This window comes from Haladaptatus halobius (genome assembly GCF_020618475.1).
Taxonomy (GTDB): domain Archaea; phylum Halobacteriota; class Halobacteria; order Halobacteriales; family Haladaptataceae; genus Haladaptatus; species Haladaptatus halobius.
The window spans coordinates 1,285,432-1,301,487 of sequence record NZ_CP085335.1; the positions used below are offsets into that span (position 1 = coordinate 1,285,432).

General features: G+C 60.3%; 15 protein-coding genes and 1 tRNA gene. 6 read left to right on the forward strand and 10 right to left on the reverse strand.

What is annotated here, in order from left to right; genetic code table 11:
* Nucleotides 1–94 precede the first annotated feature (94 nt).
* Nucleotides 95–802: an alanyl-tRNA editing protein gene (locus LIW51_RS07220; protein ID WP_227376526.1), complete on the forward strand. Its 708-nt coding sequence runs from the start codon at nt 95–97 to the stop codon at nt 800–802.
* Nucleotides 803–934: 132 nt separating this feature from the next.
* On the forward strand, nt 935–1,363 hold the full coding sequence (locus LIW51_RS07225; protein ID WP_227376527.1) for a hypothetical protein: 429 nt from the start codon (nt 935–937) through the stop codon (nt 1,361–1,363).
* A 74-nt stretch (nt 1,364–1,437) separates the two neighbouring features.
* On the opposite strand, the gene LIW51_RS07230 is transcribed toward LIW51_RS07225, so the two are convergent.
* On the reverse strand, nt 1,438–1,620 hold the full coding sequence (locus tag LIW51_RS07230) for a hypothetical protein (protein ID WP_227376528.1): 183 nt from the start codon (nt 1,618–1,620) through the stop codon (nt 1,438–1,440).
* 431 nt (nt 1,621–2,051) lie between these two features.
* Between LIW51_RS07230 and LIW51_RS07235 the strand changes: the two genes are divergently transcribed.
* Entirely contained in the window at nt 2,052–2,684 is a 633-nt protein-coding gene (locus LIW51_RS07235; protein ID WP_227376529.1) for a hypothetical protein, read from the forward strand.
* A 468-nt stretch (nt 2,685–3,152) separates the two neighbouring features.
* On the opposite strand, the gene LIW51_RS07240 is transcribed toward LIW51_RS07235, so the two are convergent.
* The 7 genes from LIW51_RS07240 to LIW51_RS07270 form a co-directional block, all read right to left on the reverse strand.
* Nucleotides 3,153–3,225: transfer RNA gene (locus LIW51_RS07240), tRNA-Gln, on the reverse strand.
* A 185-nt stretch (nt 3,226–3,410) separates the two neighbouring features.
* Nucleotides 3,411–3,839 carry a metal-dependent transcriptional regulator gene (locus LIW51_RS07245; RefSeq protein ID WP_227376530.1) on the reverse strand — a complete coding sequence of 143 codons (429 nt, stop codon included), beginning with the start codon at nt 3,837–3,839 and terminating at the stop codon, nt 3,411–3,413.
* Nucleotides 3,836–4,336, reverse strand: a complete 501-nt coding sequence (locus tag LIW51_RS07250; protein WP_227376531.1) for a ferritin family protein — start codon at nt 4,334–4,336, stop codon at nt 3,836–3,838. Before LIW51_RS07250 ends, LIW51_RS07245 begins: the two co-directional genes overlap by 4 nt.
* Nucleotides 4,337–4,412: 76 nt before the next feature.
* Nucleotides 4,413–5,621 (reverse strand): Fe-S cluster assembly protein SufD, encoded by a 1,209-nt coding sequence (gene sufD / locus LIW51_RS07255; protein WP_227376532.1) that lies wholly within the window; start codon nt 5,619–5,621, stop codon nt 4,413–4,415.
* Nucleotides 5,618–7,048 (reverse strand): Fe-S cluster assembly protein SufB, encoded by a 1,431-nt coding sequence (sufB, locus tag LIW51_RS07260; RefSeq protein WP_227376533.1) that lies wholly within the window; start codon nt 7,046–7,048, stop codon nt 5,618–5,620. The genes sufD and sufB overlap by 4 nt, the downstream gene beginning before the upstream one ends.
* Nucleotides 7,049–7,057: 9 nt before the next feature.
* On the reverse strand, nt 7,058–7,963 hold the full coding sequence (locus tag LIW51_RS07265) for an ABC transporter ATP-binding protein (protein ID WP_227376534.1): 906 nt from the start codon (nt 7,961–7,963) through the stop codon (nt 7,058–7,060).
* Nucleotides 7,964–8,116: 153 nt separating this feature from the next.
* Nucleotides 8,117–10,798 carry a DNA-directed DNA polymerase gene (locus LIW51_RS07270; RefSeq protein ID WP_227376535.1) on the reverse strand — a complete coding sequence of 894 codons (2,682 nt, stop codon included), beginning with the start codon at nt 10,796–10,798 and terminating at the stop codon, nt 8,117–8,119.
* A 108-nt stretch (nt 10,799–10,906) separates the two neighbouring features.
* Between LIW51_RS07270 and LIW51_RS07275 the strand changes: the two genes are divergently transcribed.
* From LIW51_RS07275 to LIW51_RS07285, 3 genes are read left to right on the forward strand one after another with little or no spacing between them, the layout of a single operon-like run.
* Nucleotides 10,907–11,092 carry a DUF7331 family protein gene (locus LIW51_RS07275; RefSeq protein ID WP_227376536.1) on the forward strand — a complete coding sequence of 62 codons (186 nt, stop codon included), beginning with the start codon at nt 10,907–10,909 and terminating at the stop codon, nt 11,090–11,092.
* Between the two features lie 56 nt (nt 11,093–11,148).
* Nucleotides 11,149–11,484, forward strand: coding sequence for a DUF7322 domain-containing protein (locus LIW51_RS07280; RefSeq protein WP_227376537.1), 336 nt, complete (start codon nt 11,149–11,151; stop codon nt 11,482–11,484).
* Between the two features lie 25 nt (nt 11,485–11,509).
* Nucleotides 11,510–11,944 (forward strand): DUF7346 family protein, encoded by a 435-nt coding sequence (locus tag LIW51_RS07285; protein ID WP_227376538.1) that lies wholly within the window; start codon nt 11,510–11,512, stop codon nt 11,942–11,944.
* On the opposite strand, the gene rad50 is transcribed toward LIW51_RS07285, so the two are convergent.
* Both rad50 and mre11 read right to left on the reverse strand, forming a co-directional pair.
* Entirely contained in the window at nt 11,921–14,599 is a 2,679-nt protein-coding gene (rad50, locus tag LIW51_RS07290) for a DNA double-strand break repair ATPase Rad50 (protein WP_227376539.1), read from the reverse strand. The genes LIW51_RS07285 and rad50 overlap by 24 nt on opposite strands.
* Nucleotides 14,596–15,960: a DNA double-strand break repair protein Mre11 gene (mre11, locus tag LIW51_RS07295; protein ID WP_227376540.1), complete on the reverse strand. Its 1,365-nt coding sequence runs from the start codon at nt 15,958–15,960 to the stop codon at nt 14,596–14,598. The genes rad50 and mre11 overlap by 4 nt, the downstream gene beginning before the upstream one ends.
* Between the last annotated feature and the right edge of the window lie 96 nt (nt 15,961–16,056).

The following is a 16,056-nucleotide window of genomic DNA, read 5'->3' on the forward strand; positions in this document are numbered from 1 at the left end:
TCCGAAGTACGTACTCATTACTGATACAAACGCACGATTCGCTCTTTAGCGTTACGACGAGTTCATTAAGTGACGCCTGTTCCTCTACCAGCATATGACCGAGGCGCTGTATCTCGACACCACGTACGACAGAGAGTTCGAGGCGACTGTAGAGCGAGTCGCGGGCGACCGCGTCGTCCTCGACCGGACGCTGTTCTACCCCGAAGGCGGCGGCCAGCCCTGCGATACGGGAGTACTCGTCACCGACGATGGGAGGTGGCGAGTCACCGACGTGCAGAAGAAAGACACCGTCTATCACACTGTCGATGGAACGCCACCGGAAGCGGGAACCGCCGTCGTCGGGCGGATCAACTGGGAGGAGCGAAGATACCCGCATATGCGATACCACACGGCACAGCACCTCCTCTCCGCGGTGTTGTTGGACGATTTCGACGCGCGGACGACGGGCAACCAGTTGTACACCGACCGCGCCCGAATCGACTGCGCCTACGAGAGATTCACCGACGAGGAGTTCGCCCGCATCGAATCGGAGATGAACGGGCGCATCGAGGAGGGACTGTCCGTCGATTGGTACGAGATGGGTCGTGACGAGGCGGAAGCGACGCTCGACCCGGAGCGCACGCGGATTCAACTCCTGCCGGAGAGCATCCGCGAGATCCGCATCGTGGAGATAGACGAGTACGACCGAACAGCCTGCGCGGGAACGCACGTCGGGGACACCGACGAGATCGGCGAGTTCCGAATCACTGGGCGGGAGACGAAGGGAAGCGACGAAGAGCGCCTGAAGTTCGTGCTCGACTAGCGGAACGACCGCCGTTCGAGCCGTACCGACGTATGTCGTGGCCGAGAGAGGTCCATTTCAGTTCAAGTCACGTTAAATACACATGTCTGACTGACTTTCATTACGTCGCACGTCGAAATGAGGTATGGGTAGATGAGTACGACAAACCTAAACGGCATCGAGCAACCGACGACCGACACGTCGTTTCAGTACCTCAACAGGGGGCTACAGCTCCTCGGGCTGTTCTTCTTCGTGAACGGTATCTACGTGGCGTTCTTCTCGGCGAACATCATCACGACCCTCGGATACTATTTCGTCGTCATCGCGGCGGTCTGCGGGGTGCTCTCGCAGGCGTTTTCGCCGGACAACCCCCTCATCTCGCCGGAGACACAGGCAACGGTTCGACGGCTACTGAGCCGTCGGAAAGGGGGAACGACGCGCAAATCCCGTTCCCGACGAAATCGAACGAAACGCCGAAGGGGGTTCGACGTTCGTCGCTATCTGCAGGCGGTCGCGCGAAAGTTCGACGATCTCGACGTCGGGCGCTCCGTCTCGCGTCGTAAGGGGCGCGACCGACTCTGAATCGCTTCGATAACCGACTCGGTACCGACCGTTTTCTCGCCACGAAAATCCCCCGCTTTTTCGCCACCGATCCCTCAGCAGTGAATACGATTGTAAAGCGCCAGCATTCCCCTCTCCGCGAACTCCTCCCTGTCGTACACGCTTAGCTTTACGTAGCTATCGGTGAGCAGTTCGTCCAACGGGAGCGTCTTGTTCGGGTCGAAGCGTACCGAAAGACGTAAAGAACCGTCGTCGTACTCTGCCTCTGTAACCGTCATCTCGTACCGATTGTTTTGTTATATTCCATAATATCGCCCAACCGATGGTAGATGTTACGAATGTGTCAGAAGGTATACGTCTTGTTCCCACCTGTCAATAAAAAGTGATAAAATTGAGTGACGTGAAGATCGTCCATGGGAATTGAAGCTTTCAAACCGCTCCTCTTTACCGGACGCAATCGGCGATAAGCCGTCCCTACTCGTAATCGACCATCTCCCACCCTGTCGGTACGCGTATTTTCGTGCCGCGATGCTCACCGGTTGAAACCGCAAGGCGGACGACGGATTCGAGCGGTTCGTTCCGTTCAAATCACCTGCCGAACGTCGTACGTTTCCGTTACTCTCGATACCGACGACATCGATATTAGGAAACGGACGATTGAAAAGCGGCAAAAGGATATTAACGGTTCATATCTATTACCTACTTACGTATGAATCGCTATCGGTCAACCGTGCTCGTCCTCGCCCTCGCCATCATGCTAGCCGGTTGTAACGGCATCGGCGGGTCGGATGCGACTACCACGACGGAAACGACGACCAGCGCTTCGCCATCGACCAGTTCAACGTCGACGACCGCCACGACCACCTCGGCGACTACTACTACAACAGCGACGACGACGGCCGGGACGACGACGGCCGGGACGACGACGGCTCAATCGTGGTCGCCGCCGAAGGCTCCGAACGCGCCGATAGACAACAAGCGAGAGCCTGGACGCATCAAGAAGGTGACGTTCACCAACAAGGTCGAAGCGAAAAGCGGAAACGGCTACTCCGACTTCGACGTCGAGGTCGTTGCGAACACCAGCATGCCGGGCGTCGACCCTGAGCCGCTGGTGGACGGTGACCCGTACTTCCTGGTCAGAATCAACGGCGAGCGAGTCGCACGCGCCGGCGTTCGGTTCCAACACGACGAGGGAACGCACGGAATCGAAATCGAGAAGGCTGCTCTCCAGCAGTTCAACTCCGGAACGCTGAACGTCGAAGTGCTCCTGCTCGATAGGGACAAACAGACCGACGATATATACGGAAAGTGGACTGGGACGATTCAGTACGGTTCCCAGTAATCGAATTGCGCGTCGAACGTTTTCCGAGAATCGTTTTCTATCAGCCAGTTCTGTCAGCCGGTGCGCCTTCGCTCTGGGATTTCGTCCGGGAGTGCAAAGCGACGAAAGTCCACGAAACGCGACATACGCTACTCTATTGGCTCTGCGTGTTCGGTGGCGTCGTCCGAGCCGTCATCCTCATCCGGTACGACTCCTCGCGTTCGATATCCGACGTAGATAACCGCGATGGACGCGACGATGGTAAGATACGTTCCGTCACCGTCTACTTTGTGTGCCAGTTGACATTATGAAACATGAAACATTTCAACAACATCTCATTCTATGGGAGTCGAGTTATAGAACTCGATGGAATCCGTCGGAACGATTTCGAACAGTACCAGCGACGATTTCACTCCGTGTGAACCCACCACCGTTACGCTTTGGATGGAGTAACAAGTACAAAAAGAAGGATTTGGGCCAAGATTCGTATAGTCCCGGGCGGATTCGAACCGCCGTCAATGGCTCCAAAGGCCATTATGATTGGCCGCTACACCACGGGACTCTGCTCGTTCCACTCGCAAAGACCCGTGAGGCTCGCAGTTCCTCCGACGCTGCTCGCCACCACGGGACTCGGCGGTAGATGCGAGGCTTCGTCGTCACGTAATCTGGGCGGATACTTGAACGTACCGCAAACGACCGGCGACGAAAACCGCACGACGCCGATTCGATTTACCTCGTTCTACTCGCTCAGTCAGCCTCGCCCTCTTCGACCAGATACGCGCACATGTCCGCGTCGGCGCGGAAGCAGTCAGGACACTGCGGTTCGCGGTCGATGATGGTGTCCAGTCGCTCCGCGACCGTCTCGTCGATGACGCTTTCGAGCTGTCTCGCCTCGGTGCGGAACTCCTCGACTTCGAGCACGTTGGCGAGGAAGCGTTCGAGGATGCAGTACGTCTGGAGGGCGTCGCGGGCGCGAGTCTCCCCTTCGTCGGTCAGGGTCGCACCGCGGTACTTCTCGTGTTCGACCAGACCACGGTCTTGGAGCTTTCCGACCATCTCGTTGACGCTCGCCGGGCTGATGTCGAGCTGATCCGCGAGCGCGCCGGTCGCCGCCGGTCCGTCTTCGATGCGTTGGACGAGATAGATAGTTTTCAGATACTGATCTGCGGTGTTCATTCTCCGTCCCCCATCAGTTCCGCCACTTCTTCGACGCCCTCCGCTTCCTCCTCCCGAATCGCGGTGAGCGTTTCGAGCAGTCGTTCGCGGTCGAGCGCGAACGTCGCGTCGCTCGACTCGATGGCTACGATGAGGTCGTCGTAGAACTTGTACGCCGTCTCCTCGCCGTGGAGCTGGTCGTAGAGTACGCCGTCGAAATCGTCGGGGGCGGTCTGGGCGTACTGTTCTCCGACCAGCGTCTCGATCTCCTCGAACGGGATCGTCTTCGCGTTGAGTTCGTCGATGAGCGATTCGAGACGTTCTCGGTGCTCCGCCGACTCTTCGCGCGCCTCGGACAGCAGTTCGCGCACGTCTTCGTGAAGCTCGTTGCGCTCTTCGGGGGGAAGCGTCTCGAAGTGGTGCGCGGCCCGTGCCTCGACGACCTCCTCTAGCACGACACCGATTTGAAGCAGGCGCGCCAGTTGGCGATCGGACGAGACGCGCTGACCCACACTCATGCGTGAGCAGTAGCGGCGGGGAAACTTAACAGTCCCTGATGCGGTCGCGCGAGGAGAGAGACGAAAGAAGAGTAGCTCAGTTCTGCAGCCGTTCGGTGATCTTCGATTCGAGGTCGTTCCGGAGTTCTTCGACTTCGATCTCGTCCAAGACGGGCACGAAGAACCCTTCCACGAGCATGTTCTTCGCCAGTTGCTCTTGCACGCCGCGCGAGGTCATGTAGAACAGATCTTCCTTGTCGATCTGTCCGACCGTCGCGGAGTGGCTCGCCTCGGTGTCGTGGTTGTTGATGATGAGCTTCGGCGAGGCGTCGGCCTCGCTTCCGTCCGAGAGCATCAGCGTGTTCTCGCGCTGGTAGGAGCTGGTGTCCCACGCTTCGGTGCCGACGTCCTGAACGCCCTCGTAGACGGAGCGCGCCTCGTCGTCCAGCACGCCGCGTGTCACGAGGTCGGCCGTCGTATGCGCCGTGTTGTGCCAGACGCGAGCCGCCACGTCGAAGTGCTGGTCGTCGTGGCCGAAGAACGCGCCGACGATCTTCGTCTCCGAGCCCTCGCCGTCGAGCGTCGTCTCGACGGAGGACTTCGTGAGCCGGGAACCGAGGTTGCCCTCGATCCAGTTGACCGACGCGTAGTCGGCGGCGCTACCGCGCTTCAGTGTGTAGTTGTACGTCTCCTCGTCCAACTCCTGCAGGGAACCGTACTGGACGTGGCTGTTCTCGCCGGTCGCGATCTCGACCAGTCCGCTGTAGTAGCGTTCGCCCGACAACGGTTCGCAGTCCTGTCGCTCCAGAATCGTCACCGAACTCGATTCCTCGGTGACGACGAGCGTGTAGTTGAACAGCGACTGACTCTGCATCGTCGTCCGGATGGTCACGTCCTCGGCGTCGACACCCTTCGGGACGTAGACGAGTGTACCGGACGTAAAGAGCGCCGTCGAGAGCGCCGTCAGGTAGTTTTCCTGCGGGTCGATGACGGAGCCGAAGTGCTCTTCCACGATATCTCCATGCTCGTCGAGCGCTTCTGACAGCGAGAGGACGCGAACGCCTTCGGGTTCGACGCGTTCTTTTTCCTCTTCGGCACCGAGCGGATCGACGAAACTGTCGTAGTCCAGTGCGTCGAGGTTCGTCCAGTCGCGGCCCGGCGTCCGAATGACCTGCGGCATGTCGAGGTCGCCGAGCGCCGACAGCGCTTCGAGGCGCGTTTCGAGCAACCACTCGGGTTCGCCGAGGTCGTTCGAAATATCGCGGACGGTCTCCTCCGAGAGAGTGCTGTGCACCTGCGTGCTCATCCGAGGCTGCCCTCCATCTCGAGTTCGATGAGGCGGTTGAGTTCGACCGCGTACTCGATGGGTAACTCCTCCGTGATGGGTTCGATGAATCCGCTCACGATCATCTGCTTCGCGTCGTCGTCGTCCAGGCCACGACTCTGGAGGTAGAACACGTCTTCGTCGCCGATCTTCCCGACGGTCGCTTCGTGGGCGACGTCCACGCGGTCTTCGTTGATCTCCATGTACGGCATCGTGTCCGATGTGGATTCGTTGTCGAACATCAGCGCGTCACATTCGACCGAGGTGGACGAATCGACCGCGCCGTCGCTGATCTGGACGAGACCGCGGTAGTTCGTGCGGCCGCCGTCCTTGCTGACGGACTTCGACTCGATGGTCGAGTTGGTGCGAGGCGCGTTGTGGTACACCTTCGCGCCGGTGTCGATGTTCTGGCCTTTGCCAGCGAACGCGATGGAGATGTGGTTGGCGCTCGCGCCGCGCCCCTTCAGGATGGAACACGGGTAGAGCATGGTGGCTTTCGACCCCATGCTACCCGAGACCCACTCCATGCGGCCACCGGCTTCGACGATGGCGCGCTTGGTGTTCAGGTTGTAGGTGTTTTTCGACCAGTTCTGCACGGTCGAGTACTGGACGTGGGCATCCTCCCCGACGAACACCTCGACGCCGCCGGAGTGGAGGTTGAATGCGGAGTACTTCGGTGCGGAACAGCCCTCGATGTAGTGGACTTCGCTCCCTTCCTCGGCGATGATGAGCGTGTGCTCGAACTGCCCCATCCCTTCGGAGTTCATGCGGAAGTACGCCTGCACGGGCATTTCGACCGTCACGTCCTCCGGGACGTAGACGAACGACCCGCCGGACCAGACCGCGCCGTGGAGCGCCGCGAACTTGTTGTCGCTCGGCGGCACGCACTTCGTCATGAAGTACTCCTTGACGAGGTCTTCGTGCTCCTGGACGGCTTCATCCATGTTCATGAAGACGACGCCCTTCTCCTCCCACTGCTCCTGCATGTTCTGGTAGACGACCTCGGACTCGTACTGGGCACCAACGCCCGAGAGCGCATTGCGTTCGGCTTCTGGAATGCCGAGTTTGTCGAAGGTGTCCTTGATGTCCTCGGGCAGGTCGTCCCAACTATCCGCGCCGCCGCGGGTGTCGACGTCGGGGCGGATGTACGGAACGATCTCCTCGATGTCGAGTTCCGTGAGGTCGGGCTGGCCGGGCCAGTCCGTCGGTAGGGGCATGTTCTGGTAGTGTTCCAGCGCGCGCAGGCGGCGCTGGAGCATCCACTCGGGTTCGTCCTTGTCCTCGCTGATGAGGCGAACGACCTCTTCGGTCAGCCCCTTGTCGGACTTGACGGCGGCCCGCTGTTCTTTCTTGAACTCGAACCGTTCTTCCGTATCTGTCTCTTTCAAGTGATCCTGTTCTGAACTCATAGTTTCACCTTATGCGGTTTGGTAGACTTCGTCGCGAACCCAGTCGTATCCTTTGTCTTCGAGCTCCTTGGCGAGTTCCGGCCCGCCTTCCATGACGACTTCCCCGTCGAGCATGATGTGAACCGCGTCGGGTTCCACGTAGTCGAGAATACGCTGGTAGTGGGTAATCTGTAGGATTCCGGTACCCTGCTCGTCGCGCAGGGCATTGATCCCGTTCGATACGTCTTGCAGGCGATCGATGTCCAGCCCGGAGTCGATCTCGTCGAGCACCGCGACGGACGGTTCGAGGAGGGCGGCCTGCAGCACCTCGTTCTGTTTCTTTTCGCCGCCGGAGAAGCCGGCGTTGAGGTAGCGCTGGGCGAACTTCTCGTCCATGTCGAGCAGTTCCATCTTCTCCTTCAAGAGCTGTTGGAACTCCGCGACGCTGATCTCGCCCTCGTCGGCCGGTCCTTCCATCGGGCTGGTGTCGTAGCCGGCCTCTTCTTCCTCTTCTTCCTCGTCGTCGCCTTCTTCGAAGAGTTCTTCGCGCTCTTCGAACTTGGCGTTGACGGCGGTTCGGAGGAAGTTCGACATCGTGACGCCCTCGATTTCGGCAGGGTACTGGAAGCCGAGGAAGACGCCGAGCGCCGCGCGCTCGTTCGGCTCCAGTTCCAGGAGGTTCCACGTGCGCTTGTCCCCCGGAATCTCGACGTCGCCAAACTCGCCCTCTTCGAGGTGGACGAGCACTTCGCCGTCGGTCACTTCGTACGCGGGGTGTCCGGCGATTATCTTCGCCGTCGTCGATTTCCCACTTCCGTTCGGTCCCATCAGTGCGTGAATCTCGCCGGAGCTAACCTCGAGATCGACGCCTTTGAGGATCTTCTCACCTTCTTCCACGACCTCCGCGTGGACATTTCTTAGTTCGAGCGTTGCCATAGTTAGGTTCACCTAAGTCATTTGGAGCAAGGGTCGGTCGTCCCATAACGGTTTCGCATTCGTATGCAATCGATTTCCGGAAAGTAAAGATTCTTTTCGCAGACCGGAAAATAATGGTGGTTCCTTACGGCTCGGCGATACTTTCGACGCCGCTCACACGAAACTTCCTAGACCCGTCTGTTGTTGTCCTGACTTCACTTCCTCCCACGAGATGTCGAGAGCTTCAAGTACGCGCTCGATGGGTCCTTTCAGCGTCTTATCGAGCATTTTGTCCCAGTCCACCTCGAACTCGTCGGGTATCTGATCCGCGTACTCGAAGCAGATGACGTCCTGTTCGCGTTTGAACTCGCCGTAAAGCGTGTCGGTTCGCGCGTCGAAGCCCTCTTTTCCCTCCATCCGTTCGAAGAACGTCGGATGAACTTTCTTCAAGTAGAGTCGCTTGGGTTTGCTCCCGCGCTGGAAGTTCGTTCCCATGAGGAGGTTGGCGTACTTCGCCCCGCGGACGTGGGCCGTGTCGGTGTCGTAATCGTCGAGTCGTTTCCCGATGCCGCCGGGGATGGCGACCTCGTCCAAGTCGACGTTCCCCTCGCGGAAGTCTTCGATAACGTCGTGGACGTACGTTTTCACGTCGTCCAGATCCTCCCCCGTCACGATCATCTCGATGACCTGCTGCTGAACTTCCTTCGTAATAGGTGCAATGTCCGAGCGTTTGTACTCGAACCCCGTGATGTCGATGTCGTCTACGTCCTTGCCCTCCTTCCAGACGATGTACCCTGCGTAACGCTTTTTCTTCCCTGCTTGGAAAAACCGACGATAGAGCTTCTCGAACTCGATCTGGAAGCGGTGTTCCTCGGCGTTCAGATCTTCGCGCGCGAACTCGTCGTAACGAGCGTTGATGTGCTTCTCGATATCGAAGGACTGCTCGATAGCGTCCCCCTTCTCGATATCGCCGCCGAGTTCGAGCATAACCGAGTCAGTATCACCGTACGCCACTCTGTAGTCGAGTTCGTTCGCCGCGGTTTCCGTGAACTCGATGACTTCACGGCCGGTCGCGGTGATCGCCGCGCCCATCTCCTTGTCGTAGAGGCGGAACCGATCCCACCCGAGTACGCCATAGAGCGAGTTCATGATAACTTTCACCGCGGCCTGCTGCCGGTCGAAGATATCGTACTCGTGGCTGTCGGGGTCGTGCTCGTTTCGGAGTTCTTTCTTCTCCTCGCGTTCGGCCAGCGTTTCGTTGATGATCGCGCGCACGATGCCGTCCGGTTCCTTCCGGAAGTGGGTTCCGTTCGGCGCGCAGTAGGTATCTCCGTCATACTTCTCGGGGTCGACTTTCGTCTCCGGTGAGGCGTTGATGGTCGACATCGACATCGGGTACAGCGATTTCAGGTCGAGCACCGTGACGTTCTCCTTGATGCCCGTAATCGGGTCGAACACCGCGCCGCCCTCGTAGTCCTCGCTCTCGACTTGACCTTTCGAGGGAAGCGCGAACTGGCCGTGGGCCTCGTGGAGGACGTACACGTCCACCGCGTCGCCGGGTGTCGTCGCGTCTTCGAGTTTACAGCCGACGAACGATGCCACCTCCTGCCAGAAGGCGATGATATTCTGCTTGCGGTCGAGTTCGACGCAGAGTTCCACGTCCCTGACGTTGTACTCTAGCAGGCGCGTTGGGTTCTGCTCCCAGAGGTCGCCGATGTCGCCGGCGTAGCGTTCCTTGCCGACGCCGAGTTCGACCTCGCCGACTGCGTCAAGGCGATACGAGTCGAGTTCGCTGAACTGCGTGCGTTTGTACGCGTACAACAAGTCGAAGACGACTCGACCCTTTATCGTCGGGCCGCCCCAGTCGCTCCGCCACACCTCGTTCACGCGAGAGAGGCGTTCGTAATCGAGGTTGTAGTCGTGGTGTCCCCCCGCCAACCGTTCGAGGCGGTCTAAGAGGTACGGCGCATCGAAGTCGTCGAAGTTCCAGCCCGTGAGCACGTCCGGGTCGGTTTCAGTGATGTAGTCGAGAAACGACTCCAGCATCGCTTCCTCTCTCTCGTACGTCCGCACGTCGATGTTCGACCCCTCTCGAAATGGTTCGTAGTCGGGGAGGTCACCCGGTTCCTCGACACCGCCGTCCGGGGCGTCGTACAGCCACGCGATGTACTCGTCGTTGTAGGAGTCGTGGCTCGTGAGACAGATGATGGGTTCCTCGCCGTCCTCGGGGAACCCCGAGCGGTCGTCCACCTCGATGTCGAAGGTGTGAACCCGAAGGTTCGCGTGTACGTCGGCGGCGACGACTTCGTCCTCTCGCACGACGATTTCACCGTCTTCCCGGCGACGCTCCGGTACGCGAACGCCGCTTTTTACGTCCTTGTCGATGAGGAACCTGTTGGGAAAGAGGATGTCCGCTTCGTAATGTTCGAACTGGTCGCGGATGTTCCCCACGTCGCGGGGCGTCCTCCCGAAGATCTTCGTCAGTCGCTCGCCGCGGATGCTCTCGTACCCTTCCTCGAAGCCGGTGATGCGGCCGTCGTTCAGTTTCTCGTCGTCGAGGGTCTCGGTCGGCGCGTAGAAGTACGGTCGAAAGCCAACGACGCGGACGTGTTCCAGTTCGTCGTCCGGTGTCCGTCCGAAGACGTGGATGATCGGCTCTTCGTTCTCACCGCTGCCTTCGATGGTGTAATCGACCTGCGTCACTGCCAGTTCGATATCACCTTGTGAGTCTGGAAGCCACTCCGTGTTAGCGTCCACGACGTGTGCCGCAGTGTCGTCGTTTCCAGCAACGGCGTGGGCTTCTGCCGCGGGTCGCTCGTCCCCACCCGCGAAATCACCAAGCCCCGATTGAGTCATGTCGATTGTTTTTGGTGCTTCCCGGTAAAAACCCTCCCGTTTGTGCGAGTCGCCGGAATAGAAAGGGATTTAATGTGTTAGCGCATAGCATAGTCAGAGGTCAAGTCAATGTCTGACCGTGCCACCGAAGACAGTAAGCTGGACCGCGCAGAAACCGGGCTCCCGGCTCTCGACGAGCCGATGGGTTCGATCGAAGCCTACGAGACGGACGACGGGGTGGTATTCTACGACGCTGAGAATCCTCTCGGCTGGCTCAAAGCATCCAGCACGGTCACGCTAGAGAAACACGTCTGAAAAGACACCGAATCGACTCCGAACGCTTTTCACTTCCCCCGCGATTTTTCGAACCGGTGTTCGATAGATTCGGTCACGACGACGAAGGGTCGGAAGACCCGGGTGACGCCCCCGAAGCCGACCTCGTCCCGGAGGTGAACGACCCGTCCGAGAACCTCAAAATCGACGCGCCGTCGGTGCGCGACTACAGTCAGGTAGACGCGGATTCGGAGCTACAGAAGGAGTTCTGGGTGCAGGTCTTGCTCTTCAACGTCGCCCTGTTCGCGCTCAGTCTCGGGCTCATGCTCATCGGGTTCGAGCGACGATGGACGGTCGGCGGCGGACTCATCGTCGTCGGTCTCGTGGCGTTCGCGCGCGGCTATCGGCGATACCGCGCCGTCCAGAAGGACTAACCGCGTCGCCGCGCTACCTCGACCTATGCGAACCGTGCACGACGAATCGGGGCAGCGGTATCTCCTCCTCAAGCGGTCGGGCGAATCGAGCCTCGTCCGCGACCCACGAACCGGAGACGAAACCTATCTCGAAAACGACCGACTCCACCTAGCCGAAGGCGAATCGCCGCTGGAAACCACTGCCCGTCGAATCAGCCCCGCCACTCGTCGCATCCTCACCGCAGTTCCGAACGAACGCGCGCTCGGACTGTTGGTCGAACTCCACGAACGAGGGCCGCTCGCCGTCCGCGAACTGCTTTCCGCGTACGACCTCTGCGAGAGCGACCTCCATGGGTACCTCGCCGAGTTCCGTGCCGCCGGACTCGTCGAGGAGTGCCGAGTTGCTGGCGAACGCGGGTACGACCTGACCGCCACCGCGACCGACGGACTGGAACCGTTAGTCGGCGACTTCGGCCAGTGAGTCCCTGTGCTGGACGTGGGAACGGTTCGTCGTCACGTCCTTTTCCACCCTAACGAGATCGTCCGCGGCTCCGACCAACTCCTCGTCGTGGCTGACGACGATTATCTGTTCGACACCTAACTTGCGCATCGACTGCACCAACTCGACCAACTGCGAGACGTGGCCGGAGTCGAGGAACACCGTCGGTTCGTCCAGAATCAGCGGTGGCATCGGCGCGCTTCCTTCGATACCCTCCGAGAGGAGGCGATAGATGGCACAACGCAGACTGAGGTTGAACAGCGCCCGCTCGCCTCCGGATAGCTGTTCGGGATCAAGCGGTTCGCCGTCCTTCTGGTAGACGGTCAGTCGATATTCGCCGTCGAGCGCGATGCGGGAGTAGGAGTCGTTCTGATAGACGAGGTCGAACACGTCGTTCAACATCCGTTCCAAACTTTCGACGTTCCGCTGGCGGAGTTCCGCCCGGAGGTCGCCGTACATTGCCTGTAGGTCGGCGGCTTCGTCGTATAACGACTCGAGCGCGGAGACGCGCGATTGGATATCGTCGCGCCGGTCGCGGAGTTCTTCCAGTTCCTCGATTTCGCCCCGGACGCCGCCGATTCTGTCGATGAGGCCGTCCCGTCGCTTCCGAAGGGTCGACAACTCCTCTTCGACTCGTTCGAGATACCCTTCGGCCCGTTCTTTGTCCTCTCGCGCTTGGTCGACGCGGGACTCGTCGTACGTCGCCTGCAGTTCCGTCCGGCGTGACCGCTTCTCAGTGAGACGGTCGCGTCGCTGGTCGTTCAGTTCTTCGATATGGTCTCGCTTCTCGGAGAGGCGTTCGAGTTCGTCCTCGGCGTCGTCCACTTCTCCTCGGAGTGACCGAATCTGCTCGATTCGGTCGTGTCGGTGGGTGAGCGATTCTCGCTCCGCTTCGAGGTCGGCGACCGTCTCCCGGTGCGTCTCCGCTTTCGCTTCGAGTTCGTCCGCGTCCTCGCGTCGTTCCGCCGCGTCGGCCGCCAGTTCGTCGGCTTCTTCGCGGAGCGTCTCGGCCTGTTCGCGCTTTTCGCCGACCGCTTTCTCGCGGTCTTCGACCAGCTGTGCGACGTTATCGCGGTTGTTTCGCAGCTCTTTTACGCGGTTTTCGGCCGTCACGAGCGATTCGACGTCCTCGATTTTCGCTTCCAGTTCCTCTCGCGCCTTGCGGCACTGCTCGACCTGCGCTTCTAACTCGGACGCTCGCTCGCGGTCGTCGTCTATCGAATCGACGTGGGGAGACCCCTCGACTTCCTGCCCGCACTCTGGACATTTGCCTTCCTCCAACAGTTTCTCGGCTTCCGCGACCTGTTCTCTCGCCGTTTTCAGGTCGGCCCGACGTTCCGTCTCGTCCTCGCGGCGGTCGGCGAGGTCTGAGCGAAGCGATTCGAAGTGGTCGCTCGCGTCGCCGAACTCGACCGACGTGTCCGCGAACCGCTCGCGGTGAGACTCGATTTTGGCGTCGATTTCCGTCAGTTTCTCGCGGCGGTCTTCGAGCTCCTCTGTCGCAGTCTCGGCTTCCGTGTCGAGTCGTTCGGCTCGCTCTCGTTTCTCTCCGGCGCGCGATTCGAGTTCGTCCGCGCGTTCGGCGAGATTCGACGCCTGATTGTCGAACATTTGCGCTTTCATGCGGGCGTCTTTCAACGCTTCCGCGACCGACTTGTCTTCGGAGTCGAGTTCGTCGAGTCGCGCGTCGAGTCGCGCGTCGAGCGCGTCCTCGGTTGCCGCGTCGAGTTCCGTCTCGGCCAGCGCGGCCTCGACGTTCGACTCCAACTCCGAGATTCGCTCCCTGTTTTTCGTGGCTCGGGTTCGAAGTTCCTCGCGCTCCTGTTCCGCCTCGGTTATCTCGGTCTGCAGTTCCTCGATATCGTCCGCGAGCGAACGCAGTTCCTCGCGCTTTTCGTCGTACGTTTCGAGTACGTCTTCGGCGTCTTCGAGCGTCTGCCGTGCCTTGTCGCGGTTCTCCTCGAACCGCTCTATCTCCGATTCCGTCTCGTTGCGCTTCGATTCGAGGTCGTTCAACAACTCGTGAAGGTTCTTCTCTTCTTTCGCCGTTATCTGCGAATCGAGTTCGGAGAGGCTTCCGTGTCGGTCGTCGAGGACGCTTTTGACTCCGAGGCGGGCGTCGCTCGCACGCTCGCGGTACTCCTCCAGTTTGCCCAGTTGGAGGAGGTCGTCTATCATGTCCTGTCGCTGGGCGGGCGTCGCGTTGATGAGTTTGTTCACCTCGCCCTGCCGGACGTAGGCGCAGTTGACGAACGCCTCGGCGTCCATCCGAAACAAGTCGACGATGTGGTTGCGCACGTCACGAGAGCCGTCGACGTTTCCATCCGGTGTTTCCAGCACGCACTTCGCGGTCTGGGCCGTCTCGCCCGTCGCGCGAACTCGGCGGTGAAGGTGATACTCCCCGCCCGCGTGCGTGAACCAAAGTTCGACCTCCGCGTCGTCCGCACCGATGGTGACGATGTCGTCCAGCGTCCTGTCGAGCGCTCGCGCACCGTACAGCGTGAAAAAGCACGCTTCGAGCAGTGAGGATTTGCCGCTGCCGTTAAGACCGTGGATGACTGTGACGCCCGAGTCGAGCAGCAGGTCGGCGTTCTCGTAACACTTGAAGTTCGAGAGGCGGATTCGGTCGAACCTCACAGGAAGTCCTCCATCGAAATCTGTCCGTCGGTGTCCCCCGGATCCCCTCGGTCGGTTTGCGCGGGAGATTTCGGTTCGTCGAGTTCGTCCGACTCGTCCGCTTCCGCGGATGCTTCGGCACTTGCACCCGCCGAGGGTGCTTCCTCACCCAATTCGTTCTCTGAAGTCGAGTCGGTCGAATCGGTCTGGCCGTTCGACTCGGTCGCGTCGGGGGCTTCCTCCGGCACTGCTCCGCTTACCACGTCGTCCGCCGGTTCGAAGGCGGTGACGCCCTCTTCAATGCGGTCGGAGACGTGCTCTTCCACGGCGGTTCGGACGTTCGAGTCGGCTACTTTGCTCGCGCGAACGATCTCGTCCACGTCGTGAGCCGTCTCGCTGAGTCCCATCTCGCGGACGCGTTTCCTGACCGCGTCGTCGGGGTCGGCGAACGAGACGGAGAGGTCGCCGGTCTCGGCTTCTATCTCGCGTCGGTCGTTCACGCGAGCGACGAGTGCGCCTTCGTCCAGCGCGAACGCCTCGGCGCGAGCGGGGGTAACGTCCTCCCCGTCGCCGGTAAGCGAAATCAGCGCGACCGAGTCTTCGAGGTCGTACTCCCGAACCACCTCGCGGACGCGGTCGATGCCCTCGCTCTCGCCGAGTCCGACCGAGATGAACTCGAAGTCTCGAGTCGGGATTCCTCGCCGAGTGATGGTGGTGTCGCCGTCGAACGTGACGATGTTGTACCCCCGGTCGTCGCGCTCGCTCGCGCTCGCGCGTTCGGTCGAACCGCAGTACGTGACCCACGTATCTTCGATTCGTTCTTTCCCGTGCTGGTGGTTGTCGCCGAGCAACATCGCGTCGAACTCTACCGACGCCTCGGTGAGTACCTCTTCGGCGTCCCAGTTGCCGAACTCGAACGGCTGGAAGAGCCCGTGGGCGACGAGTGCGGCGTGGCCTTGCTCGTGGGGGGCAAACTCGTATTCGAGGTCGTCCCGCTTTGATAACGGGACGTGGTCTAACCCGTAAAAAGCCGTGTCACCCACCGCGATGGGGTCGGAACCGAGTCGCGTCGCAAGCCCGAGCGTCTCGAAGAGGTCGAGCCACTGGTCGCCGCGCGTGCTCTCATGGTTGCCGACGATGGCGAGAAACGGAATGTCCGCCCATCGGAGCTTTCGGAGGACGGAGATGGTTCCGTGGATATCGTCGAGTCCCGGGCGACGGTCATGAAACAGGTCGCCGGCGTGGACGACGGCGTCCACGTCGTTCTCGATGGCGTCGTCGACGACGCTGTCGAACGCGGAGAGGAAATCGTCCCGTCGCTCGGGCGAATGATACTGACGATACCCGATATGGGTGTCGCCCGTGTGAATCACCCGTGTCATTGGTTGCGTACTTAGCATACAGGCCTTAAATGATTTCCGTGAGGAATCGCGGAGGCTCGCACGGGACACGCTGGTCGAACGACGGGAAGTTCGAGA